The 26,786-nt window shown below is 37.0% G+C and carries 16 protein-coding genes; 12 read left to right on the top strand and 4 right to left on the bottom strand.

Translation table 11 applies throughout. The annotated features are described in order from the left end of the window. The first annotated feature begins 37 nt into the window (after positions 1–37). The 6 genes from ACKWCD_RS14555 (at position 38) to ACKWCD_RS14530 (ending at position 5,706) form a co-directional block, all read left to right on the top strand. Positions 38–349: a DUF3467 domain-containing protein gene (locus ACKWCD_RS14555; protein WP_413984691.1), complete on the top strand. Its 312-nt coding sequence runs from the start codon at positions 38–40 to the stop codon at positions 347–349. A gap of 97 nt (positions 350–446) precedes the next feature. Then, positions 447–1,202, top strand: a complete 756-nt coding sequence (locus tag ACKWCD_RS14550; protein ID WP_413984690.1) for a hypothetical protein — start codon at positions 447–449, stop codon at positions 1,200–1,202. Positions 1,203–1,883: 681 nt separating this feature from the next. Next, positions 1,884–2,474, top strand: a complete 591-nt coding sequence (locus ACKWCD_RS14545) for a hypothetical protein (RefSeq protein WP_413984689.1) — start codon at positions 1,884–1,886, stop codon at positions 2,472–2,474. 372 nt (positions 2,475–2,846) lie between these two features. Continuing rightward, positions 2,847–3,077 carry a hypothetical protein gene (locus ACKWCD_RS14540; protein WP_413984688.1) on the top strand — a complete coding sequence of 77 codons (231 nt, stop codon included), beginning with the start codon at positions 2,847–2,849 and terminating at the stop codon, positions 3,075–3,077. Between the two features lie 196 nt (positions 3,078–3,273). Continuing rightward, positions 3,274–4,356 carry a DUF4421 family protein gene (locus ACKWCD_RS14535; protein ID WP_413984687.1) on the top strand — a complete coding sequence of 361 codons (1,083 nt, stop codon included), beginning with the start codon at positions 3,274–3,276 and terminating at the stop codon, positions 4,354–4,356. A gap of 114 nt (positions 4,357–4,470) precedes the next feature. Further along, entirely contained in the window at positions 4,471–5,706 is a 1,236-nt protein-coding gene (locus ACKWCD_RS14530) for an aspartyl protease family protein (protein WP_413984686.1), read from the top strand. A 313-nt stretch (positions 5,707–6,019) separates the two neighbouring features. Here the strand turns inward: ACKWCD_RS14530 and ACKWCD_RS14525 are convergent, their stop codons facing one another. From ACKWCD_RS14525 to ACKWCD_RS14515, 3 genes are all read right to left on the bottom strand, one after another. Beyond that, positions 6,020–6,574 carry a hypothetical protein gene (locus ACKWCD_RS14525; RefSeq protein ID WP_413984685.1) on the bottom strand — a complete coding sequence of 185 codons (555 nt, stop codon included), beginning with the start codon at positions 6,572–6,574 and terminating at the stop codon, positions 6,020–6,022. Positions 6,575–6,964: 390 nt separating this feature from the next. Then, complete coding sequence (locus tag ACKWCD_RS14520) at positions 6,965–7,801, bottom strand: hypothetical protein (RefSeq protein WP_413984684.1); 837 nt, start codon at positions 7,799–7,801, stop codon at positions 6,965–6,967. A gap of 5 nt (positions 7,802–7,806) precedes the next feature. After that, entirely contained in the window at positions 7,807–8,703 is an 897-nt protein-coding gene (locus tag ACKWCD_RS14515; RefSeq protein ID WP_413984683.1) for a hypothetical protein, read from the bottom strand. A 182-nt stretch (positions 8,704–8,885) separates the two neighbouring features. Between ACKWCD_RS14515 and ACKWCD_RS14510 the strand changes: the two genes are divergently transcribed. Beyond that, positions 8,886–9,560, top strand: coding sequence for a hypothetical protein (locus ACKWCD_RS14510; RefSeq protein WP_413984682.1), 675 nt, complete (start codon positions 8,886–8,888; stop codon positions 9,558–9,560). 102 nt (positions 9,561–9,662) lie between these two features. Here ACKWCD_RS14510 and ACKWCD_RS14505 read toward each other — a convergent pair whose 3' ends face one another. Further along, entirely contained in the window at positions 9,663–11,252 is a 1,590-nt protein-coding gene (locus ACKWCD_RS14505; RefSeq protein ID WP_413984681.1) for a peptide chain release factor 3, read from the bottom strand. A 403-nt stretch (positions 11,253–11,655) separates the two neighbouring features. On the opposite strand from ACKWCD_RS14505, the gene ACKWCD_RS14500 reads away from it, so the two are divergent. The 5 genes from ACKWCD_RS14500 to ACKWCD_RS14480 all read left to right on the top strand — a co-directional run bounded on the left by ACKWCD_RS14500 (position 11,656) and on the right by ACKWCD_RS14480 (position 26,384). Then, positions 11,656–14,700, top strand: coding sequence for a T9SS type B sorting domain-containing protein (locus ACKWCD_RS14500; protein ID WP_413984680.1), 3,045 nt, complete (start codon positions 11,656–11,658; stop codon positions 14,698–14,700). A 13-nt stretch (positions 14,701–14,713) separates the two neighbouring features. Next, positions 14,714–15,670, top strand: coding sequence for a PorP/SprF family type IX secretion system membrane protein (locus ACKWCD_RS14495; protein WP_413984679.1), 957 nt, complete (start codon positions 14,714–14,716; stop codon positions 15,668–15,670). A 12-nt stretch (positions 15,671–15,682) separates the two neighbouring features. Further along, entirely contained in the window at positions 15,683–17,647 is a 1,965-nt protein-coding gene (locus ACKWCD_RS14490; RefSeq protein WP_413984678.1) for an OmpA family protein, read from the top strand. A 308-nt stretch (positions 17,648–17,955) separates the two neighbouring features. After that, positions 17,956–21,531 carry a beta strand repeat-containing protein gene (locus ACKWCD_RS14485; RefSeq protein ID WP_413984677.1) on the top strand — a complete coding sequence of 1,192 codons (3,576 nt, stop codon included), beginning with the start codon at positions 17,956–17,958 and terminating at the stop codon, positions 21,529–21,531. A 227-nt stretch (positions 21,532–21,758) separates the two neighbouring features. Beyond that, positions 21,759–26,384 carry an FG-GAP-like repeat-containing protein gene (locus tag ACKWCD_RS14480; protein WP_413984676.1) on the top strand — a complete coding sequence of 1,542 codons (4,626 nt, stop codon included), beginning with the start codon at positions 21,759–21,761 and terminating at the stop codon, positions 26,382–26,384. Positions 26,385–26,786 lie beyond the last annotated feature (402 nt).

The following is a 26,786-nucleotide window of genomic DNA, read 5'->3' as shown; positions in this document are numbered from 1 at the left end:
CTGATAAGCAATTATCAGGGTTTATTTTTTAAATCATATGGCGGACAAAGACCAAAAACAAAAGCAAATCAATATAGAGCTCGATGAGAAAATGGCGGAAGGTATATATTCCAACCTTGCCATTATCAACCATTCAGTTTCGGAATTCGTTGTGGACTTCATAAGTATGATGCCAGGAGCTCCAAAGGCGAAGGTGAAGAGCAGAATTGTATTGACGCCGCAGCACGCTAAGAAGTTCTTAAAAGCTTTAAGCGACAATGTGAATAGGTTTGAAAAGGCACATGGTAATATAAAAGACTATGAGCAACCTCCTATTCCATTAAATTTCGGACCGACCGGAGAGGCATAGTACTAAAAATTGTTTGAATTCTAAAATAGTTTTTAGTATGAACTAATCATAATTTTGTTATATTTCCTACAATATTATACGGAAAATATAAATTATTATGAAAGTATTACCTATTGTTTTTCTTCAGTTATTTTTGGTGTTTGCCAGTGCGCAAGATTCACCTCAAGATATTATTTACCTAAAAGACGGTGGTATCATCCGTGGTATTATCTTAGAGCAGATACCTGACGTAGCTGTAAAAATTAAGATAGTAGGTGACAACGTACTCGTATACCCTTTAAATGAAATAGAAAAAGTCTCCAAAGCACAAGGATCTAGTTTAATTGGTGAAAATAATCGCAGAGATAAAAATGTGAAGGGATATTTAGGTTTCTCTGTGGGGGTATCAATCCCTTTGGGAGATTTTGGGAGTAGTTCAAATGGACTTGCTGACATAGGAATTCAAGTTAACGGTCTTAATTTTGGATACCTGTTTTCCAAGCATTTAGGTATCGCCACAACGCTGATGATAGCCAACAATCCGAATATTCGAGCAGGCATTGAGCCCTGGTCTTATGGCTCACTTCTGATTGGGCCATTGGTTTCTTTTCCGATTAATCAAGAACTTACAATTGATGGTCGTTTTCAAATGGGTTATGCAGTAGCAACTCTTCCCGACCTTAGTTTGGGTAAAGATACTTCCACGGCCATTGCCTATAATGCGGGAATTGTAGGTAGATACTCATTCATAAAATCATTTACACTACTATTAGCACTAGACTTTCTTCATACGAAACCAGAGTTTGAAGATTATGGTTTCAAGCAGAATATGAAAACTATCTCGCTTGGTGTCGGTGCTGCCTATTCATTTTAATTTTCTGGTTTATTTAGGGTCGAAGAAGGCATAGCATTTAATTTGCCAAAATTTGCGGATGGCCATATTCTAAAAAAGTGATGAATAATACCTCAAAATATACAAGAAAATGGCCTTCACGTTTATAACGGGGATTCATTAAAATAACTGATATAGTTTGCGATAGGCTTTTTTTGGGTAGTTAAACTACTGTGAGAAAACTCATGATACCCAAAATTCGAAGAACTTAGAACTCAGACAAATGAGAAGTGTTTGCAGTCCATTTTGGAGAGACCTTATATACTGCAAGCATTGTTTTTATTATTTAATTGTGAATTCTGGAACCTAACACCAAGTCAATAGTATTTAAGTCACACGCACTCTTTCATTTCTATTGGCATTGGTCTTCTTGAAATTATCCAAAAACTTCATTATGGCATCAGCAGCCAAAATTGGTATTGACAGATTTCTAATTTCTTAGTAAATAAAAAGTAAGAAAATAAATACAATAAAGCAGGAAATAACACGTTAATTAAAAAGTCTAGTATTTTCTACCCATTGTGGGTGTTTGTATAAGACCAGTATTAACTATTTAAATATAATATATGAATTAGAATTTTCAATGATTTCCTAACACTCAATATACTTTGGGTTGTTGGCCAAAGTTTAACCCATTAATAAATAAAATTAAAATTTTAACAAATGAAACGATTGACAAGTACTTACAAACTTTTTACAATATTATTCATCGGTTTGGCTATAATGGCCTGCTCTGATGGCGAAGACGGAATGACAGGTGCAACCGGACCTGCAGGTGCTGCTGGCGCTGCTGGCCCTGCCGGTGCCGATGGTGCCGATGGTGCTGATGGTGCTGATGGTGCTGATGGCTCTGGTTACGGGGTAGTGACAATTAACAGTGATATTGGAAGCTCCGGTGTGACAATAACTACAAATGGCGCCGATTTATCGGCCCCTGGCTGGCGAACTGATTATCTTACAGGAACTATAGATTCTGTGCAGGTTGTACCGTCATTAGCTATAGTCGATGCTTTTGGTGACATTATTACAGGAACTATCAATGCATATGATTTTGCCGCAGATGTTGAAATAACCAGTCCGCAAACATATAACAATACGAGTGATGACACCTTTACAATGACCACCAATTTGCCGACGACAGGTGATCCAGTGGACATAGGTATTAGATTTATAGCAGACCCTGGTCAGCAACCTATTGATGTTACTGAAACAGGTAGCTCAGCGATAAGATATATCCTATACATAAGTCAGTAAAACTAAACTGTAGCGGAACTTATGATAAATAAAACAGAGGTTTGACATAATTGTGTCAAACCTCTGTTAATTCGTTTAATAAAATATGTAAAATTTGAGATTCTGCATCATCTTGCTTTTGGTTTAAAGAATGTAAAACTTCTATGTTGCCTTAAGTTTGGGAATAGGGCTTTCTTTGATTAGTTCTTTTATATTGAATTGGTCTCTGAGGTTTTTGAAATACGGGCGATAAATGTAACTGTGTGCCTATTTGCAAATGGGTCTTTCTATTTTCGTTACAGGTTTGCTTGGCTTGTATAGGTCTTTTTATGAACAACAATAATCATATAGTGTTTTCCGTAGCATGTTGGTACAACACAAAATTAAATTCAAATGGATAATGAAAGTAAAGTGGTAAGCGTCAAAGAATGGCTTATTTCATTGATTATAACCGTGATTCCAGTAGTAGGTATCATCATGCTTTTTGTTTGGGCCTTTGGTGAACGCACCAACCCTAACAAGGCTAATTTGGCAAAGGCCTTTCTCTTGTTTCACATCATCGCCATCGCTTTATTTTTAATTATTGGGATCTTTGGTGGAAGCTTGGCTTATTTTAATAGCTAGTATACCGTAAAACGAATGGTGAGATTTTCCACTGATTAGTAAGGCCATTCGCGGACAGGTCAAGGTTTGATAACTTCTCGTGAAGACCGCTATACGGGCGTAAAATAATTTGTCAAGGGCAAAATTTTCGTAAATTTCATTGTTGCCCGAAATAATCAAATTTAGAAAGGGTTTGGAGATGTACTAGTTATTTCCAATGGTCTCATTAAAGGTATCCTGTGTGAATTTTAATCGAATTTTTATTGCTTATTTCGTAGGTAAACTGCATTTGTTGACTGAGTTTAATTTGATATTGTTTATTAGTATTATCTCGATGGATGTCATCGCGCAGTCTGATGAAAAGAAAGACTCAACAACCATAAAATCTTATATTGATAAGGTAATAGTCAAAACTAATATTGACTCAAAGTTCGATTCATACGTCATTGGATCATCAGATGGATCGGATCTTCGTCTTGTAGCCAATAATGAATATAGAATGTTTCTCTCATTAGACTATGAGTTTATAGGTGTCAGTGTTGGGTTTGCACCAAAAATTCTACCCATTAATAATGATGATAATCTAAAGGGAAAGACGGCATTTTCAGATTATAATTTTCGATTTTTCTTGGGCGGCTGGACTTCGCAAATACAATACCAAAAAGTACAGGGCTTTTATATTGAAAACACAAATGAATTTATTGAAGATTGGGTCAAGGGTAGGGACGAGTACCTGCAATTACCAGGGTTAAGAACGTTATTCTTCGGGGGATCGACCTCATATGTTCTAAACCCAAAATTCTCACTAAGAAATGTGGTCTACAACACCGAATGGCAGCTCAAGAGTGCCGGAAGCTTTGTACCTACTATTAATTACGGTTATTCCAAACTATCAAATGATTTGGAAGGTGAAAATATCTTTGAAAAAAGTTTTGAGATTTCTTTGTCCCCTAATTATTACTACACATACGTAATCGCTGAAAACTGGTTTTTATCCACTTATATATCACCAAGCTTTGGAGTTCGATTTGCTAGGGAAGGCGAGAACGGAACCTCGAACGGATCGCGAAATGTGTACTGGCCCGTTTCTCTCGACGGAGGAATACAGTTAGGGTATAGTGCTGAAAGATGGATCTTCGGAGCAAACCTCAATTTTGAATCGACCTGGTACAGAGAAGATGTAATGACCAGAGTTGAAAATGATGTAGTCTATGCCAAGATATATTTTGGCTATAGGTTCGATGCCCCGAAGGTAGTTCAAAAACCTTTCGATTGGATGAACGAAAAACTTGGACTTTGAACTAAAGATGTACTGCTTTTTGAGGTGGTTCTGCCAATGACAAGGCCTATCTTTTGATTCATGTAATTGCCGTCGCATTATTTTTAATCTTTGGGCATTTTTAAAGGTAACCTGATGTATATTAATAAAAAAAATACGTTTCATGTGCTTATACAATCAATGCAATTTAGTACAAAGCGCTTAGTTTATTTGCTAGTCTTTACACTTCTTGGAGCAACTGTTTCTGGGCAAGAGGGTTTTTACGCAAATGGTTCAATGAACATGGCAGGGCAAACAGACACTTTAAAAGTTAAGGTGCTGGCAAACGGTTGGCTGCTCACAGATGTGGTAATCAATGATAAGACCTATACCTTCTTGCTCGACAGTGCTGGCCCTACCACATTAACCACCTCCGTTAGCGGTCATTTTGAGAATATCACCAGCCGGCGAATTATTGATGCTTCTAACCATGCCGAGATGGTGAATTATGTAAGCATACCGAAATTGACCCTAGGTAAAACCACGTTTTTAAACATTGCGGCAATGCAATTCGACATTAAACTACTAAAGCACCATGGTATCGACGGTTTATTGGGAGCGAATATCATGGCAAAAGGTATTTGGGATTTTGATTTGAGGAACGAGCGTATCATCATTCATAAAAACAATGCCTTTCAAGACTTTCCGTATGTCTCCAAAATAACGCTTCAAGCAAACGGTACACCTGTAATAAAAGCAAAATATTTTAATAAGGTAAAAGAGAACGTTTGGATTGATATTGGTTTTGACGACTTGTTTTCTTTAAACGGAGACTACTTTAAAAAACTTGAAAAACAAGCCCTACTAAAAAATGAGGTTGTAGGGTATGGTAATTTTGCCCAAACAGCTTTTGGCGCTTCAAGCGGCAAATTTCACCTATCGATGATTAACCTCGGTCTAGGAAATCTAACTATAAAAGATATACCAGTAAAGGTAGATCATAACCCCCAAAGTAAAATAGGGGTAAAGTTCTTTGAACATTACCGCACCGTAATCGACTTTATAAACAAGCGAATATATTTTAAACCATACCATAATAAAATTGATAGCACCTATCGCACTTTTGGTTTCAAAACCAAGGTTAACAGACAAAAAAAACTAGCCGTTGCTTTTGTATGGAATAATTCGAGTGCCTTTGAACAGGGGATAAAAATCGATGATGTGATTCTTTCTCTAAATGATCTTGATTTGAAAACAACCCCTATTTCGCATAAAATATTAAATAAGGCGTATCGGTTAAAGAAAGAAAAAGATTCCATTGTTGTCGAAGTCAACACCTCTGGTAATTTTAAGATGTTATACAGATGGGATATTCTTAAAAAACGCAATTGATATGTTAATTAGAGTACGGTCGACTTAAGCTGTTCCATGAGTTGAAGTCCCCGGTTTTATAAAAAGCATTTTAGAAAGAACATCCATAACTCATAAAGTTAAAAACGAACAAGTTGTTTTGCTAAACGTGTAATCTGATTAGTTGTTTGAACAACTTCATAGTTGCCTTGAAGTGAAAATGGAAAAGGACGTTTTTTAGTTTATAACAGAGATTTATATGCTACTAGACGTGACTCGCAACGCTATTTTTCTTTACGTATGCCTAGTGAACTTGCCCTAGTGTAGTTGGCTTTTGGTCTATTCTAGTGATAGTTTACGGGTTCAAAAATTTTATTTGAGAGTTAAGAAGCCTCTTTTCCAATTGGCCATAGTCATTCATGATCATCATTAATTTCATTTTGACTTTCTCCGAATTAGAATTGATTTCTTCGTATATGGTTTGTTGAATTAATTCTTCATATCGTTCTTTTCCTTTTAATAATTCTAAAATCTCAAATGCTTGTGACGATTTACTAATCTGCAGATGTTCAATTTTCGAATTGACAAACATATTAAGATAATTTTCACTATTTGGAGTAATATTGAGTCCGCCATTTTGCTGAATTATTTCAAGAACGCTCATTTCGGGGTTGGTTAGATGTTCAGAAAATAATTTCGATAATTCTAAATGCGCTTTAATATCAGCACTAAGTTGCGTTGAATCTTGAACAATTTGTTCTTGTGACTTTTGAAGTAAACTATTGACATAGGACCTGTCTTTTTTAATTTGTTCATTTTGGTTTACGTACAAGGCCAAGAAAATACCAAAGATTACTGGAAGGGTCTGTAGAAGAACGTTTATAAATTGTTTTTTTAAATTTTTATTCAATAAGAGCGATTTTTAATTGTTTTCTAAATTCTTTTTTTGTTTTTCAAAATTGGCTTAAGTTATTAAAAATTATATTAAGCGGTACTGCAGGGCAAACAATTTCCCTTTGATAGTCATTGCAAGCAAAACCAATACAAAGCAAATAAACAAAAACTACAGCTGTGCTCTATATATTAAGGAGCTATATGTAGTACATCTTATATTGGCATAGGCTGTTTATGGCCTCCACTCTTTTTTACGGGATATAAAATAAAATTGATTTGATTTATGGGTAGCGGAATCCTGTGCTCTAAAATCATTAGTCTATTGCGTCTAATCATTAAAGTCATTTTTATAATTGACCGCCCATAGAATGGAAAACATGCCAATATTTAAAAACCTAAATTCTAACTAGAGTATTACTGCTTTAATTGTGCCCGTTGTAGGAAATGCCATTCCGCATATGGCCTCCTCCTTTATAATGCACGCAGGCACATCAACATATGTTATATTAAGCAAAGCACCATCTAGAAAAGCGCTTATTGCCTCGATTTCCTTGTTGCAAATTTGTAAGTTTCCTTTTTCAGTTGCGAGAAAAGCTCCCAAACAGTTTTTAACCAAAGTACCTTCGGCCAAAAAGGTGGGTTTTGCTTGAAGGTTCCATGAGGCCTCACCTGCATTTAAAGTATAGGCAATAGTGACTTTATCGCCCGTTGGTTTGTTTGCAGTATCCCCTTCTTTAAATTGATAAAACTGTCTCATAAGAACATTGTTTTGCATGAGAAAATCATCTTTTCCCATAAAACCTGCAAAAAGACCCTCTTCAGCCATATCGGCCTCACTTATTTGAGGCGCATAAATGCCAGAAACACTTTTATCACCATTTGAGGCAAAACCATAAATTGATGAATAGGCACCTGATCCCGCTGCTTGAGTGGTTACATAGAGTTCTTCAAATCCGTTTTCATCTAAATCGGCAAAAAACACCTTCTTTATTGGGTCTATGTCCGACAGGGTTACATTAAACTCGGTCTCAAAACCCTTTGTTTCAATTTTAAGATTGCTAAGACTTTCGCCCTTAGGGTGCGATTCCGAAAGTTTAAAAATCTTGCCACTTGCAGAAATATGATCTGTTTCAGAAACGGTTACCGTTCCTTTATCTGAGTTAACTATTTCCTTTTTTTTCTTTTCTGCGCATGAGCATGTCAATAACAGTGACAAAAAACCAACTAATGATTTATTTTTCATAATCGTTATCTTTTGAATAAAGGAGAACGTTTAGTTAAATACTTAAGGGTTATTTTATAAGCATCTTGGGTTTGCCAAAATGAAGAATGATCTTGGCTGAAAATACTGTCACCTCTATCGTTGTAAATGTTAATGGTCATCGATGTTGAATAATTCTGAATATTTGTCGAAACGCTGCTCGAGCTTGTTTTTCTCTTGCCATTGCCCCAAATATCTCCTATTATTCGTCCCCGCCTGTCAACATAGGGTTTGTTTGAAGTCTTTCGTGTGGTCGAACTACTATTACTAATATTGGTTTGATTGGTTTTTTCTATCGATATCATTCCTTGTATTACGTATTCAACACCCAATACATTACATATTTCGCCCATAGTAAACCCTTCGATATTATTATTACTTATACCAGCCTTGATTAGAAGGGCATTTGTAGTTTGTGGGGGTAGAAAACTTAGCGAAGCCTTGTTCTTATTATATAATGAAAAGGCTTCATTTTGAATTTTATTCGATTTTGTTTTTGAGCCATCTTGATCATCCCGTAAATAAGCGAAGGGCAATATGGCAACTTTATTATGGTGGTCTTCAAGATTTGCATATTTCTTTTCGCCTCTTGCTTTATTTGAAGAACCTTCCGATTGTTTAGAACCTCCACCTGTATCAAATTTATTGAAGAACTGAACCCTGCCCGATCCGAAGGTGATTTTTACAATATCGCTTTCGGCCACATTGTATTCAATAGACTCGTTTTTGTAAACGAATTTTAAGGCATCATCTCCAATTTCTTTGACGTTGCCCTCCATTTCTTCCCCATTTGTTTTGAGAATTATGTCATAATTTGAATCTTGGGCGTAGCAAAACGCAATAGCGAAACACCACACCACTAAAGATAGTAGATGTCTTTTCATATTGTTGTTGGGTTTACATTAATTTCGAACAAAATAAAGATACTTATTTTCTTTTATATTTGTAAGTATATTATTACATAAAAAATTTATGCTAATTTTAAACTAAAGAGGACTTAACAATACCTTCTTTAAAAATTAATTCTAGGTGTACAGAACAATTTATCAAGACGCCCTGAAGTTATATGGAGAAATTAAAAACAAAAATTAGCTGGCATCACCTTTTTCTACAGGCAATTGTGGTGTTTCTTGGGGTTACAGTGGCGTTTTTATTGAACAATTGGGCTTCCAATCGACACGAGAAGAAATTGGTAAAATTATACAAACAGGCCCTGCTGGAAGATGTTTCCACCAATATCAATGAACTGAAAAGAGCCGTGAAGAACGATAGTTTATGGATAAAATCTACTGGCAATCTTCTGGATTATTTGGATGAACACCAGAGTGCAGTTGTAGATTCTCTGCAGATTATTTTTGACAGAACCAGATACGCCCATCGCGTTAATCCCCAAAAAGCGACTTACCATAGTATGGAAGCTAGCGGACAACTAAATTTGCTTTCTGATTTTAATCTTAAAAAGGAAATTGTAAAGTACTATAATGGTAGTGTTGTAAAAGTTGAGTATGCTGAGAATTATCTTTGGAATTTTATTAATTCTGAAGTTATTCCTCATGCCCTGATCTCGTATAACCGACACGAAAAAGAATTTTTGAATCCGCAAAGAGATGCCGTTAGATACCTTAATAATCTTATCACGGTTCACATTGCTAAGGAACAAATTTTATTTTATTATCGCGAATTACTAAGTCATAGTGAATACCTTAAATCGGAATTGGAGCGAAATATAGATGAATCGTAGGGCAGAAACTCAGTTTTCCATTCTATATTTTTACCATTGCATTTATGTCAATGCAGTTAAAATTGTGCTTTTGCCTTCTAATATAAAGTGTAGTTGCAATCTTTAATCAAACTCCGAAACAAAATGTAACTTCACAGATGAATATTTAGATTGCGTCATTTGCAACGAAAACTGAGAATCTGCTAGAAATACTAATTGTCCTCTTTTATCCTTTGCTAAGAACTTAGACTTGACTCTTTGAAATTCTTTAAACTCGTCGTTTTTCGAATCATCAGGATCTACCCAGCAAGCCTTAAATACAGGAAAATTTTCATAAGAACATTTGGCACCATATTCATGTTCTAGACGATATTGAATTACTTCAAATTGCAAGGCGCCGACGGTTCCAACTACTTTTCTTCCATTTAACTCCAATGTAAAAAGTTGCGCTACCCCTTCGTCCATCAATTGATCAATACCTTTATAAAGTTGCTTAGACTTCATAGGGTCGGCATTGTTAATGTATCTGAAATGTTCTGGTGAGAAGCTAGGTATTCCTTTATAGTTAAGTTTCTCTCCTTCAGTCAAAGTATCACCTATCTTGAAATTGCCCGTATCATGAAGCCCAACGATATCCCCAGGATAAGAAATATCTACAATTTCCTTCTTTTCAGCAAAGAAAGCATTTGGGCTCGAAAATTTTAGTTTTTTGTCTTGTCGAACATGTAAATAGGGTTTGTTTCGTTCAAAAGTACCAGAAACGATTTTGACAAATGCCAGCCTATCGCGATGTTTCGGGTCCATATTGGCATGAATCTTAAAAACAAATCCGGTTAGTGCCTTTTCATTGGCATCTACCAAACGTTCTTCTGCCATTTTGGGCCTTGGAGAAGGTGCTATCTCAATAAAACAATCCAGCAGCTCACGAACTCCAAAATTATTCAAGGCAGATCCGAAAAATACGGGATGCTGAGTACCATTTAGATATGCTTCTTTATCAAGTGCTGGATACACACCACTTACCAATTCTAAATCACTCCTTAGTGTTTCTGCTGCGGAACTTCCTATAATGTCTTCTAACTCGGTATTTTCTATATTATCAAAAGCTATGGTCTCTTCAATATTCTTTTTGCTCTCACCACTAAAAAGATTAATATTCTTTTCATAGATGTTATAGATACCTTTGAAATCATACCCCATCCCGATAGGAAAACTTAAAGGAGAAACGGAAAGCCCTAATTTTTGCTCAACTTCATCCAATAGATCAAAGGCATCTTTACCTTCCCTATCTAATTTATTGATAAACACGATTATGGGGATGTTTCGCATACGACAGACTTCAACTAATTTCTCAGTTTGTTCCTCAACTCCTTTGGCAACATCTATAACAACAATTACGCTGTCAACCGCAGTCAAGGTTCGAAAAGTATCTTCAGCAAAATCTTTGTGTCCTGGAGTGTCTAAAATATTGATTTTCTTATCCTTATATATAAAAGCCAAAACAGAAGTAGCTACTGAAATACCCCTTTGTCTTTCAATCTCCATAAAATCACTGGTAGCTGATTTTTTTATTTTATTGTTCTTAACCGCACCAGCTTCTTGTATGGCACCGCCAAATAAGAGCAACTTTTCAGTCAAGGTTGTTTTACCTGCATCGGGGTGAGAAATGATACCAAAAGTTCTTCGTCTTTCTATTTCTGTCTGAAAATCCATAAAAAAATTTGTGCAAAAATAAGCTAAATAATGTATCCCAACATCTTTGAAAATAGATCTGATATAAATCTAGAAATGAGATCTTTAAGAAATATGTTGTTCTTTAGTAAGTGCATGTTTGTCATAGACCGATTAAATCGGATAGTTGTCGACAGGCTAAACCCCAAATGATCTTTTTTTTAACAAATAACGTATTTAAAAAAGCGTTTCTTATTAGGGTATTTAGCATTTTAACGAATTATTCTGTTTTTGAAAGACATTTGATACTATCTACTTTGAAAAGAATTTGAAGATTGAAATATTAGGTATACCTTGCACATTAAGCAAACTTTTGTCCCTCTTTGTCTTACCTATTAAACCTTTGATTGCCATGGTGATTAGTAAACCTTAATTACTGACACTTATGGAAGATAATACTACCCGAGTTTTGCAAGGAATAAATGCGAAACAAACCCACAAATTAGCATTAGCCTTAGTTTTGGCATTTTTTGTGTCAACTTTTGCATTGTTATCTAACGAGGCTAATAATTCACTTGATGATGTTACTCCGATTTATTTTGAGGACGGATGTGAAAAGCTAGAATTGGTTGAAATACTTGCTTCTGATTTTGGGTTTCCAAATAATGTTCTAGATGGAAGTTTATCTGCTACCGATGTCGATTTGAGTTCAAAATGGGGTTTGCCAGCTGGAAGTGTTTTGGTAAGCGTTAGTGGTGGAAGTACAAAAAGCTTTGGTGGACTTTTTGAAGTTAATAATGGAGTTCCAGTCACTTTTACTTTCTCTGGTACTGTACCGGTAATGTCAGTTGTTGAGCATTCTCCAGCGGTGGATGCCTTGCATAGAGATGGTATTATTGCCCTTGACAATGTGGAGTATGTTTTTCAAAACACCTCTTTGCCTATAGGTTTGGTTTCAGACTCAACAGGTAATAATTATTTTGTAGAAAACACAACAGAAAAAACGATTTCAGGATCAGTAAGATATGTTTGGAAATCTCAAGGCACGGTAACGCAAGTTCAATTTTATACTACTTCTGAGAGACTTATTAACGGAATCCGATTAAGGTTACAGCCACTAGACTGTTTAGATACAGACGGAGATGGCGTACCTGATTTTTCTGATTTAGATGATGATAATGATGGAATTTTAGATACTGTAGAAGATCCGAATATCGATAAAGATGATAATCCTTTAACGGATCCTCTAGACACTGATGATGATGGCATTCCAAACCATTTAGACATCGATGCTGATAATGACGGCATTCCTGATAATGTAGAAGCTCAAACTACTGCGGGTTATATTCCGCCAAATGATGATGATGATGCTACAATTTTGGCTAATAGTGGATTGAACTCTGCTTACCCAGATGGATTAACCCCTAATAATCACGATGGGGAAGATACACCTGATTACATCGATTTAGATAGTGATAATGATACTGTACCTGACAATAACGAAGGAAACGATTTCAATTTTGATGGTATTCCTGATCAAGTTTTCACTGGAATTGATACCGATGGTGATGGTTTAGATGATGGCTACGAAGGCAGTGATGTTAATGATGGTTTTGATGTGAATGATGAAATAGACGATCCTGCGAATGATTTGCCAGATACTGATGGTACAGAAGATGTAAACTATCGAGACATTGATGATGATGGTGATGCAATAAATACTGTAGATGAAGATGTAGATGGTGATGGCGACCCAACCAATGATGATACCGACGGTGATGGTACTCCCGATTATTTAGATCCCGACGTGGATGATCCCGATGTTGATACCGATGATGATGGAGTTTTAGATTCAACTGATTTGGATGATGACAATGATGGTATTTTAGATACTGAAGAAGATCCAAATTTTGATGGGGACGATGACCCGTTGACCGACCCCTTGGATACCGATGGAGATGGATTCCCAAATCATTTAGATATCGATGCAGATAATGATGGCATTCCTGATAATGTAGAAGCTCAAACTACGGCAGGTTATATTCCGCCAAATGATGATGATCGAGAAACTTATATAGCAAACGATGGCTTGAACACGGCTTATCCTGACGGACTAACCCCTAATAATCACGATGGGGAAGATACACCTGATTACATCGATTTAGATAGTGATAATGATACAGTACCTGATAATAACGAAGGAAATGACTTCAATTTTGATGGTATTCCTGATCAAGTTTTCACTGGAATTGATACCGATGGTGATGGTTTAGATGATGGCTATGAAGGAAGTGATGTTAATGATGGTTTTGATGTGAATGATGAAATAGACGATCCTGCGAATGATTTGCCAGATACTGATGGTACAGAAGATGTAAACTATCGAGACATTGATGATGATGGTGATGACATTAATACTATTGATGAAGATGCAGATGGTGACGGTGATCCAACAAACGATGATACGGATGGTGATGGAATTCCTGATTACTTAGATCCAGATTTAGGGCCTGATACTGATGGTGACGGAGTTCCTGATTTGGTTGATTTAGACGACGATAATGATGGAATAAGAGATTCTACTGAAGATCCAAACCTTGATGGTGATGATGACCCATTGACTAATCCCTTAGATACCGATGGAGATGGATTTCCAAATCATTTAGATATCGATGCAGACAATGATGGCATTCCTGATAATGTAGAAGCTCAAACTACTGCCGGTTATATTCCGCCAAATGATGATGATGAAGCCACTTATGCTGAAAATGAAGGAGTAAATTCAGCTTATATTAAAAGCCTTGAGCCTGTTAATACAGATGGAGAAGACACTCCTGATTATATCGATTTAGATAGTGATAATGATACTGTACCTGATAATAACGAAGGAAACGATTTCAATTTTGATGGTATTCCTGATCAAGTTTTCACAGGAATTGATACCGATGGTGATGGTTTAGATGATGGCTACGAAGGAAGTGATTTGAATGATGGTTTTGATGTGAATGATGAAATAGACGATCCTGCGAACGATTTACCAGATACTGATGGTACAGAAGATGTAAATTATAGAGATATCGATGATGATGGAGACGGTATTCATACAACCAATGAGGATGCTAATGGCGATGGAGATCCAACTAATGATGATACAGATGGTGATGGAACTCCTGATTATTTAGATGTTAATATTGAGGTAAATCAAATGTTAACGCCGAATGGAGATGGTATGAACGACTTTTTGTTCATTCGTGGGGTAGATCAGATAAGAAGCAGTACGTTAAGAATTTTTAATAGATGGGGTATAGCAGTTTACGAAGGTGAAAACTATAACAATCAGAATAATGTATTTGACGGAAGATCAAGAGGAAGAAATACGCTTACTGTTGATAACTATTTACCGGCAGGTATTTATTTTTATATCTTTGATTATACGACTTTAGATGGGGAAAGCAAGACTGATAGCGAGTACCTTTACATAAGCAAATAACGGAAACACTACCATGATTTTAAAAAAGAACTTAATACTAGTTGCTCTCCTCGCTTTTATTTCTTCTACAGGCGATTTAACAGCCCAACAAGACGCTCAGTATACGCAGTATATGTTTAATACCTTAAGTGTCAATCCTGCATATGCAGGTTCGCGAGGTCAATTTAGTGCGGCAGCTTTATATCGTTCGCAATGGGTGGGCTTGGCTGGAGCACCTGAGACTTTTACATTGAACTTGCATTCTCCAATACGAAATAGTAGGTTAGGTTATGGTTTATCGGTAGTTCAGGATAATATTGGCGATGGTGTAGTTTCTGAAACCTATTTGGATGCTGTTGTTTCGTATACTATCGATGTCTCTTTAGAGGGTAAGTTATCTTTTGGACTAAAAGCAGGCGGAAATCTTTTGAATCTAGATTTTAATGCCTTGCGAAATTTTGATCTTGAACCAGTAAGTGTTGATAATATTGAGAACAAATTCTCTCCGAATGTGGGCTTGGGAATTTATTACCATACAAATAAGTTTTATGCAGGTTTATCGGCTCCTAATTTATTACAGACCGAGCATTTCGATAATACCAGAACTGAAGCGACTGCAACTCAGTTTTTGTCTAAAGAAAGAATCAACTTTTATTTGATTACGGGCTATGTATTTGATTTAAGTGGCAATTTGAAATTTAAACCGGCTTTATTAACCAAAGTAGTGGGTGGCGCGCCATTGCAGATAGATGCCTCGGCAAGTTTTCTCTTTAATGACAAATTCTCTTTTGGAGCAGCATATAGATGGGATGCAGCGGTTAGCGGACTTGTCGGATTTCAGATATCCGATCAACTCATGCTTGGCCTAGCTTATGATCGAGAAACTACAGAATTAGGAGGTAGACAATTTAATGATGGATCTTTTGAGGTATTTCTAAGATTCGAACTTGTAAAATCCTTTCAGAAACTGGTCTCACCTCGTTTCTTTTAAAAACTGCTAACCATGACAAAAAGAACACTACCATTACTGATTATATTTATTCTTTTCCTCAAGTTTGCTGTAAATGCTCAAGAAGACAAAGGGGCTTCTAAAGAAGAGCGTTTGGTCACCAAGGCAAATGAACAATATCAGAATTATTCTTTTAGTCCGGCGATTGATATTTACAAAAGAATTTTAGATAAAGGCTATACCTCCGCAGACCTACTTAAAAAATTAGGAAACTCTTATTATTTCAATGCTGACTACAACGATGCTGCTAAAACTTATAAAAGATTGGTTGTTGAGTATCCTTCTGAAATAACTCCTGAGTATTATTTTAGGTATTCTCAAACACTCAAGTCTTTGGGAGATTATGATGATGCAAATACGGCGATGTCTAAGTTCATTGAGATGACTTCAGGTGATGTGAGAGCTGAAACTTATAAAAGTGAAAAAGATTATTTGAGTGACATCAAAAAGAATTCAGGAAGATATGAGTTAACTCCGTTTAAATATAATTCTTCATATTCTGATTTTGCACCTTCTTTCTACAAACAAGGTGTCATTTTTTCTTCAGATAGGGATACAGGAAACTTAGCACGATATCGGCATACTTGGAATTCTAAAGACTTTTTAGACCTATACAAAGTGAATGTTGACAGTGTTTCAATGAACACCGTAACAAAATTCGGAGATAAACTAAATACAAGATTACACGAATCTACTTCAATAACAACTGCTGATGGTAATACCCTTTATTTTACTCGAAATAATATTGTTGAAGGTAAATATGTAAAAGATGAGGAAGGTGTAATAAGACTGAAGATATTCAAGGCAACTTTGAATGGTGGTATTTGGGCAGATATTCAAGAACTACCATTTAATAGCGATTCGTATTCAGTGGCTCATCCAGCTTTAAGCAAAGATGAGAAGACCCTTTATTTTGCGTCAGATATGAAAGGTACTTTGGGAGAATCTGATATTTTCAAAGTTTCGATTAATGATGATGGTACTTTTGGAACCCCTGAAAATTTAGGGAGTAATATTAACACCGAAGCTAGAGAAACATTCCCATATGTGACAAGCGAAGACGTGCTTTATATGTCTTCTGACGGTCACCCAGGTTTAGGTGGGCTTGATGTTTTTGCAACTAAGATAGAGAATAATAAATTTGACAATGCTATTGTAAATGTGGGAGAGCCAGTAAATAGCCAAATGGATGACTTTACCTTCATTTTCAATGAAGAAACTAGAAAAGGGTATTTTGCCTCCAATAGAGCAGATGGTCAGGGAGCAGATGATATTTATGCTTTAGTTGAAACTATTCCTCTTAAGCTAGAATGTGAACAAGAAATTACAGGTACAGTTCGCGATAGAATATCAAATGAAGTTTTGGTTGGAGCAACGGTAAAGGTAATTGACGAAAATAATGAAGAGATATTATCTACCATTACTGATGCTGCTGGTAATTATAGTTTGGTTATCGATTGCTATAAGGGTAATTTTGTTAGAGCACTTACTCAGGGGTATGTGCCATCTGAAGAATATTTAGAAAAGTCAGACGCAAAACCAAAGATTATTGATTTTTATCTAGAAAGAGATAAGGTAACTGCTGGATTTGGTGATGATTTGGCGAAACTATTACAATTAAGCACGATTTATTTTGATTTTGATAAATACAACATTCGAAAAGACTCAGAACTTGAAGTTGAAAAAGTCATAGCTGCGATGGAAAAATATCCAAGTCTTAAAATAAAAGTGAACTCGCATACTGATAGTAGAGGTAAGGACGCTTATAATTTATGGTTGTCACAAAAAAGGGCAGAATCTACCGTGAATTATATGATATCAAAAGGCATTGCAAAAGAACGTCTTCAAGGCGAAGGTTTTGGTGAAACCAAGTTAATGAATACCTGTTCGAATGGTGTAAAATGTTCTGCTGCAGATCACGAATTGAATCGTAGATCAGAGTTTATTATTTTGGAATAATTCCTTAGAAATTTTAAAAAAACAAAAAGCAGCTGCTATAAACAGCTGCTTTTTTATTATCCCTAAAATTCATCTGATTACTGCGTTTTATTGTTATTTGACAACACTGAATAATTACACACACCTTTTTTTTATTGATTCATAACGATAAAAAGACCATACACAACAAATCTTAGGTAGAGGTATACTATCGGCTTATTTTTGGTTAATACAAGATTGAAGTACCCCAAATGAAACCTACTAAACCAAATTTTAATAAATTTTTATCGCTTACATTTTTTACATGTTTGTTGTTTTTTACAACGAACATGAATGCGCAATGTGGTTTTGGTTGGAATGATTCTGGGGTCGTTGTAACGCCTACAGCAGGTGCTCAACTTACCCCTAATATTCAAGCCGGCGAGTATTTCCTTATAAATGTAGTTAATGGAGGAACATACACTATAAGTACCTGTAATTTGGGAACATGGGATACACAATTGTCTCTCTACAATCAAACGACTTCTGCTTTTGTTGCATATAATGATGATGCGTGCGCAAATTTTCGATCTGAAACTTCTTTCACCGCAACATTTACAGGACAGGTTCGAGTGATACTAAACCAGTATAATTGTGCTGCCTCAGCCAACACTTCTCAGGTTCAATATTCAGGAATCATTCCAGGCCCTCAATTGACTGTTGGGAACGTCTCAGTTGATGAAGATGCTGGAACATTAGCATTTACTGTAGACCATACAGGATTAGCTTCTTCTGGTCCATACACCGTGACTTATAACACAGTTGATGGCACAGCTGGACCAACTGATTATACACCAGTAACGGGTGGAACTTTAAATTTTGATGGCACATTGGGTGATTCAGAAACAATAACAATCTCCATTACAGATGATTCACTCTATGAAACATCGGAAGACTTCACTCTTGAATTTGCAACGACAACAGATGCGTCTGTTGATATTACAGATACAGCTATAGGAACTATTGATGACGATGAGGTCATTCTAAATAATACAGACCTAGTTTTAGTAGAAGAACTAGATGGGTATATAGGGTATACCTCTACAGGCGGTTCTCTTCGAACACAGGATAATAATACGAATGCCTGCTCCATAACCACAACTTCTAATAATACATTAACTTCTGCGGTACCAGTCGGAGCTACAATCGATAAGGCATTTCTATATTGGGCGCATTCAAATGCTACACCTGATTCACAGGTTACTTTTGAAGGCAATACGGTAGACGCGGATTTGATGTATACTACAACCTTAACAGGTGGCAGGATATTTTATGGGGGTGTAAGTGATGTTACCAGTATTGTGGCAGGCATTGCGAACCCCAATTCGAATTCTTTTGATTTTTCTGGACTTACTATTGACAACTCACCGACGTATTGTAGTTCAGCTACAGTTTTAGGAGGCTGGAGTTTAATAGTATTTTATACTGATCTTAACCTACCCGCGTCAACTGTTAATGTATATCAAGGTTTTCATGGTGAAAGTAATACTACTTCTACATATACTTTAGATGGCTTTTTTGCGATAGGAGCCTCAGGATCGAAAACTACGGTTTTGTCTTGGGAAGGTGATCAGACCTTAAACAATAATGAAGCACTTGAATTTACCACCGGAGCGGGCACAAATGACTTGGTAGGCGATGGTGACAATACTATTGGCAGTCCGAACCCATTTAATTCCACAATATATGATAATACTGGTGGAACCACGGTTAATATTACCACATCTTATGGAGTAGATCTAGATACATATGACGTATCTTCTTATATTTCGGCGGGAGAATCTACCGCAACTACTAGAGTTGAATCTGGTCAAGATTTTGTAATACTGAACGCGGTCGTTTTGAAAGTACCGTCAAACTTGGTGACAGGTAACGTTTTTGAAGATATTAATTACGGCGGTGGCGCAGGTAGAGATTTAATAAGTTCTTCGGGAATTCCAATTGAAGGAGTTGACATGGAACTCTATGATAATACAAACTCGAGAATTCAAACCACTACAACAGACACTTCAGGCGAATATGTATTTGGCGGAATGGCAAATGGAACCTATACCATACGCGCAGTAAACAGTACAGTAAGGTCAACCAGAACTGGAGGAGCAGCATGTACTAGCTGTATGCCAGTACAGACCTTTAAAACAGACTATGTAGCAAGTGCTTTAATACCTGATATTAACGCCGTTGGCGGTGAAAACCCTTCAGGTGTAGACCCTTCTGCAAATACGTTGACAGGTGCTCAATCTATATCTTCTATGACTATTTCTAGTGAAGGTGTCGTGGGAATGGATTTTGGTTACAATTTCAATACCATTGTGAATACAAATGATGATGAACAGGGATCATTAGAACAGTTTATAATCAATTCAAATGCTTTAGATGCCTCTGGTTTAGATATTGTGGCAAATAGTATTTTTGATCCCTTAGCTGGTGATGACACTTCAATATTTATGATTCCGCCAACAGGTGATATACAAGGAAGAACGGCGGACGCTAACTATGCAAGTGGCTACTTTGATATTGACACTTCAAGCAATCAATTGACAGTCATATCTGGTGCAAGTACAAAAATAGATGGCAGAACCCAAACGGCATATTCTGGCGATACAAATACAGGCAATGTAGGTTCTGGGGGAACCACTGTTGGTACATCGGCAAATACGCTTCCAGATTATGAAAGACCTGAAATACAGGTTCATAGAGATGGAGGTGATGTATTTCGAACGCAAGGAGATTTATTTGAAATGCGAAATATATCCGTTTACGGCGGTAATAATGCTAGTGTGAGAATACAAGGTGGTTCAGCAACTCTAGTAGGTAATCTTTTAGGGGTTAATGCAACAGGTGTTGCTTCTGGAAATGTAGATTATGGGGTTGAGATAACAAATGGTGCAAGTAGAATTGAAGGCAATTATATCGCTCAAAATACAGATGAAGGTATTTATGTAAATGGAGGGACATCTACGCTTATTCAAGAAAATCATATTACAGATAATGGTAGAAGGGGTCCTTGTTACGAAAATATCCGAATAAACAATGGAACAGGAGTCGTCATTCGACGAAACCTAATTGATAGAGCCGCTTCCCTAGGAATAGATGGTGATGGTATTACAGGAAATGTGGCTATTTCAGAGAATACAATCACAAATTCCGGTCAAGACACGGGCACCTGTAGCGGAAACAATGAAAATGCAGGGATACTATTAGATGGAAATAACTCCTCAATATCTAACAATATAATAGCTTCCAATGGAGGCCCCGGAATTGTTTTAGCAGGCGGAAATACTTCAGGTAATCTTATCTCACAAAATTCGATTTATGCAAATGGAACGGCTGCAGATGCTTTAGGTATTGATCTTGATTTATCAGATGATGCGGGTGACGGTGTTACCCTCAACGACACGGGAGATGTCGACAATGGTCCAAATAGTGCGATTAATTTTCCAATTATCGAAACAGCGTATAAATCTGGCTCAAACGTTGTGGTTTCTGGTTGGTCAAGACCTGGAGCAACTATTGAATTCTTCCTTACAGATATCAATCAAGGTACGGCCACCTTGGGTGATAATCAGTTAGGTCTTTCCGCTGATTACGGCGAAGGACAAGTTTTTTTGGCTTCAGTTGTAGAGGGCGGTGGCTCTGATACCAATTCTAGTACTTCTTTTTATCTTGACGATGATAGTAATACGGACAATACGAACAAATTTACCTTCACTTTTGCAGTACCCCCAGGGATAATATTAGGAGATGATCTTACAGCAACCGCTACAATAGCAAACTCCACTTCTGAGTTTTCGCCTTTCAGCAAATTAAAGGCTTTTACGGTTATTACAAATCGTAGAATCACCTATCGCGTAAAGAAAGAGTAGCATTTTCTGACAAAAAATAATTGTAAATCACTGTTTTAGAAGAGGTTATTATAGTTATAAACCTCTTTTCTTATAATGGTAAACCTCAACTTTCTCTTACTAAATGTCGTTTGCGGAGGTCTTCACAACATTTTTTTTAACATGTATAGTATTAGGAATAAATTGAGCTTTCAATTAAGCTGGGGGGCGAACAATTGATACTCCTCTCTTGGCGATAGTCCCAAAAAATGAAGGTGTTTCAATTGTTGAACTTCTCTGATAACCTCCTACATAAGATAGTCTTTGGTTTTGCCTTAATAGCAACTTCAATTCTATCTTCTCAAACTACTTTTACCGAAAGTGGAGCTTCATATAATTTAGATATTACAGGAAACAAAGATGGTGGGCATGCCTGGTCTGATTACGACAATGATGGTGATGTAGATGTTCTAATATTAGAAAATTCAGGAGGAAGCAATAAAAGTTTCCTTATGCGCAATAATGGTAATAATACCTTTACAGACGTTAGAGCGACTTTAGTGCCTGGAATGCTAAATGATCCTGCCGAAAGGCAAGCGGCCTGGGGAGATTTGAACAGCGATGGTCGACCTGATTTTATGATTGGTGCCCATGGTAATAGTAGTAGTAACCCTGCTGCACTTCAAATCTATCTTCAAAATGTCTCAGGTACCTTTGGTGATGGCGCTGGTGGAACAGCCCCAATTACGGTTGGTAGGTCTGGTCATACGATTAATGTAAACCCCATTAATTCTGAGGGTGCTGGTTTTTTTGATTTTGAAGGAGATGGCGATTTAGATATTTTTTTCGATAGCCACGCATTTGGTATTGAACTCCTACGAAATAATTATGTAGATCATACAACACATTTGGTGGTAAACCCACCAGCATCTGGTTTATTTACCCATATTACTCCAGGTAATGGGGCGGGAGTTGTTGAATACGGACTCAATCAATTTGCGACAGATGGTGATTACGGTTCTGCAGCTGACGTTAACGATGATGGCTGGGTAGATATTTTCATGCGTAAAAGAAATGAGAACGATTTTTTCTTGAATCAAGGAGGAATTTTTACAAATGGTTCTGACCTAGCTCAGGCAGATAATGACAACAAAGGAGGAAATGGACTATGGGATTTAGATAACGATGGAGATTTAGATGCGGTATGGACAGAGAACGGTACAACTCAAATATTTAGAAACGATGGTCCAGGTATTTGGGTCGCTTTAGGAGCAGCTGTTTTCCCAGGGTTACCACAGCCTCCAGATAACAATGGCAGTAATTCTTCAGCGGAAATTGAGGCTTTAGCTGGTGGTGATATTGATAATGATGGTGATATAGATGTTTTGTTAGTTGGTGATGGTAGAAGTTACCTTTATATCAACCAATTGAATAGTCCTACTCCAGCACCAGGGGTAATAGGCAGTGGCACCGCGATGACTTTTACGCTAGATCCAGCTCTTTTTAATTCTGGTCAAAATGGAGAAGGTACTACCATGATTGATATTGATGATGATGGTGATTTGGACATCTATATGAGCATAAGTGGTAGAAACCGACTTTACATTAATAACCTTCCTGCCGCAAATCGAAACAATCATTTATTAATTGATGTAACAGAAGATAGAGGAGCAAATGGTGCTACTGGTGGTGTACCAGAACGTGTAGCGATTGGAACTAATATCATAATAAAAGACTGTAATGGAAATATTATCAGTGGCCTTAGGCAAGTAAACGGAGTATATGGTCACGGAACGCAATCGCCAGAAGAAGTACATTTTGGACTACCCTTAGGTGAAAATGAAACCTATGTTATTGAAGTACGCTATCCGAATTATTATGACCCAGTAGACGGAGTCAAGCGACTCATTGGTACTATTATTACGAACCCCAGCACAATTCCAGGTACCAATCACTATACTTTAAGTACATCAGCGGCCGAGGCAAGTGAGAATATAAATGCACCAGATGCGGTTGATGATGGTACTACTGTAAATGACAATTATAATATATCTGTTCAACTTAATCTATTCATCAATGATTCCGAACCAGATTCAGAAAATTTTTTCATTTCAAGTATTGTTCAACCTGCCACGGGTTCGGTGGTGATTGATGATGCCGATGCGGGATTGGTCACATATACTTATAATTTAGGTGTCCCGTTTTCAGGAACTACGTTTGATTATACGATTTCTGACTCTCCCATCTTTGTTTGTCCAGCCTTGGGTAAAAGAGATACGGCTACCGTAACAATAAATGCAAAGGTTCCTGAAGATTGTAGCAATGGAATTGATGATGATGGCGATGGGCTAATTGATTGTGATGACCCTGAGTGTAATCTTAATGGTAATGGATATGATTGGTATTTTGGATTAAACGCTGGTCTTAATTTTGAAAACGCCGCAGGCCCAGTACAAATACCTTCTCCTTTGTTGAACGCCGAGGAAGGCTCCTCGATATGGTCTGATGACCAAGGTAACTTACTATTTTATACCAATGGAATAAATGTATATAACAGAAATCATCAGGTAATGCCAAATGGTTCCGGCCTATTAGGAAACCCAAGTTCGACGCAATCTGGTGTTGTGGTTGAAGACCCGGGAAATCCAGATAGGTATTATGTCTTTTCTATTGGAGGAGCTGGTAATCTGGCCTATTTTTCTGTGGTCGATATGACCTTAGATGGAGGATTAGGAGATGTTATTGTGGGAAATAAAAATACATTTATACAAAACGTAAATGGTGAAAAAATAGCCGCATGGCCTCATTCAAATGGTACTGATATTTGGGTGGTTCTAGTCGATACAAATAATATATATGCCCGTCTTTTGACGGCTGTGGGTTTAGGTCCAGCGATAACTAGCAATGCAAATTCTTTTGGTAGAAGGTTCGGTCAAATGAAGTTCTCACCAGATGGTCAAAAATTGGCAATTGGCAGTTACCCAAATGCATCTTCAGGCTTTATGGTTCAGTTAGTTGATTTTGATAATAGCACAGGACAGTTTTCAAACCTTCAAGAGTGGCCGCTAAATCAACCTTATGGCGTTGAATTTTCTCCAAATGGTAATTATTTATATGTTACCGAAATGGGTTGGGGTGGACCTGTAGGTCGCCTATGGCAATATGATATCGGTAATAATAGCACAGGTGCAAGTATTGGAGCAAGCGGTGTTGTATTGCTATCCGGAAATTATATGTTCGCCCAATTACAAATTGGCCCAGATGGAAAAATATATATGGCAACCTCGTTCACAGGAAATAACCCGAGAAACGGATTGGCGGTAATTAATGAACCTAATAATCAGGGGCTTTCGTCCAACGCTGTCGCAGACCAAATAACATTTACGGACGGAGCTTTATCTCGTTCAGGTTTACCCAATATTCCAGCGTATCAATTAAGGTCAAAACCAATTATTACTCCTGTTGATGTTACACAAACCTGTTTTAGTAATATCCAGTTGCAATTAGAGGCTTATGGAGCGGATTCCTACCAATGGCTGTTAGATGGTGTTGCAATTCCAGGAGAAACGAATTTGACTCTCGATCCTGATTTACCTGGCCAATATCAGGTTGAGGTTACCTATGGATGTGATATTGAATTGACAGAAATTTATACTTTATTGCTTGATACCGATAATGATTGTGTTCCTGATGTAGTCGATTTAGATGATGATAACGATGGTATTCTGGATATTGTTGAACGAGCGAAAACAGTATTGTGGGTTACACAAGGAACACCTGAAACCGAAGAACAAAATACTATTGACAAACTGATAGCACTAGGTTATACGGTAACTGTGGTGGATGACAACGTGGGAGGTAATGCAAATGACTATTCGGTCACCTTTTTGTACGAAGATGTTAATAGTGGTACCGCTTATGCCAACGTCGCCAATCTATCAACTACTACAAATGGGGTAATTACAAGTGAGAATGCCCTTTTTGACGAAATTTTAGGTACGACAGGCACCACTGGAAATAGCAATACTAATATCATAGACATTACTGACAATACTCATCCTATAACAGAAGATTTGGCGATTGGCAATTATGACGTTGGTGATGCAGCTTTTTATGTGAATAATGTTGTTTCTGGTCAAAAATTAGGTAATCATCCAAATGGACAAGCGGTTTTAATTGCTTGGGAAGAAGGAGATGCTATGGATACGGGTACAGCCCCGGGGAGAAGAGCCGTGCTACCGTTGACGAATAGTAATGGAGGTTTTAATACAAATGGTGAAGATCTTTTGGTGAATGCTATTATTTGGACAGGAAATATCGATACGGATAAGGATGGAATAGCAGATCATTTAGATGCCGATAGTGATGATGACGGCTGTAATGACGCCATTGAGGCATATTCAAGTTTGTCGGCAGATCCTGACAGTAACGATTATTATGGTACAGGAAATCCACCGCCCGTAAATGCCGATGGAACTGTTGTGGCAGCCAGCTATCAAACACCCGCAGACCTTGATTCCAATTCAATTTATGATTTTCAGGAAGCTGGAACTCCCCCTTCGATAACATTGCAGCCTGTGAACTTAACTCTTTGTCCTGGTTGTAATGGTTCCCTTACTGTTACCGCCAATAATGCAGATGGTTATCAATGGCAAATTTTCAATGGAACAACTTGGGTTGATTTGACTGATTCCGGTATCCATTCAGGTGTCACTGCGGCTACACTAAATATTATGAATGCCACACCCTCAGATAATGGAAATCAGTATCGGGTTATAGTCTCGAATACTTTATTTGTATGCCAAACAGTTATATCGAATACGGCAATTTTGACCGTAAATGTGACATCGGTAATTACCAATAGAAGAATTACCTATCGGGTTAAAAAGAACTAGTTTTTAGTCATTTAGAATTCCTTTTTAAATTGTTCATACAACCGATTTTTCCTACATAAAATCGTTCCGAACTTACTGATATACAATGGCTAATCGACCAATGAAACATATAAAAACCTCAACTTTTAATACCTATACAATGCATTTTAACAGTTACACAACATTTATTTTCCTATGGGCATCTTAAGGTTAATTTTGTAAAGTGTAATTAAACCATTTCACCAAATGTGGTTTAACTGCAACCCAAAGTATGAATAACTTAACCGAACTCAACCACGGTTTTCGTCTAGAAAACAAAATGGCATTCAGAATGCAAAGACATTCTCTTCTCCATGGTAAATGTTCTTTACTGAACATGACTTCTGTTAACTATTCAGCTTAGTAAATTTTTCAGTAGCGTAT

Origin of the sequence: Maribacter taeanensis, from assembly GCF_047345145.1 — a bacterium.
GTDB lineage: Bacteria > Bacteroidota > Bacteroidia > Flavobacteriales > Flavobacteriaceae > Maribacter_C.
This window is presented reverse-complemented; position numbering and strand designations above follow the sequence as displayed.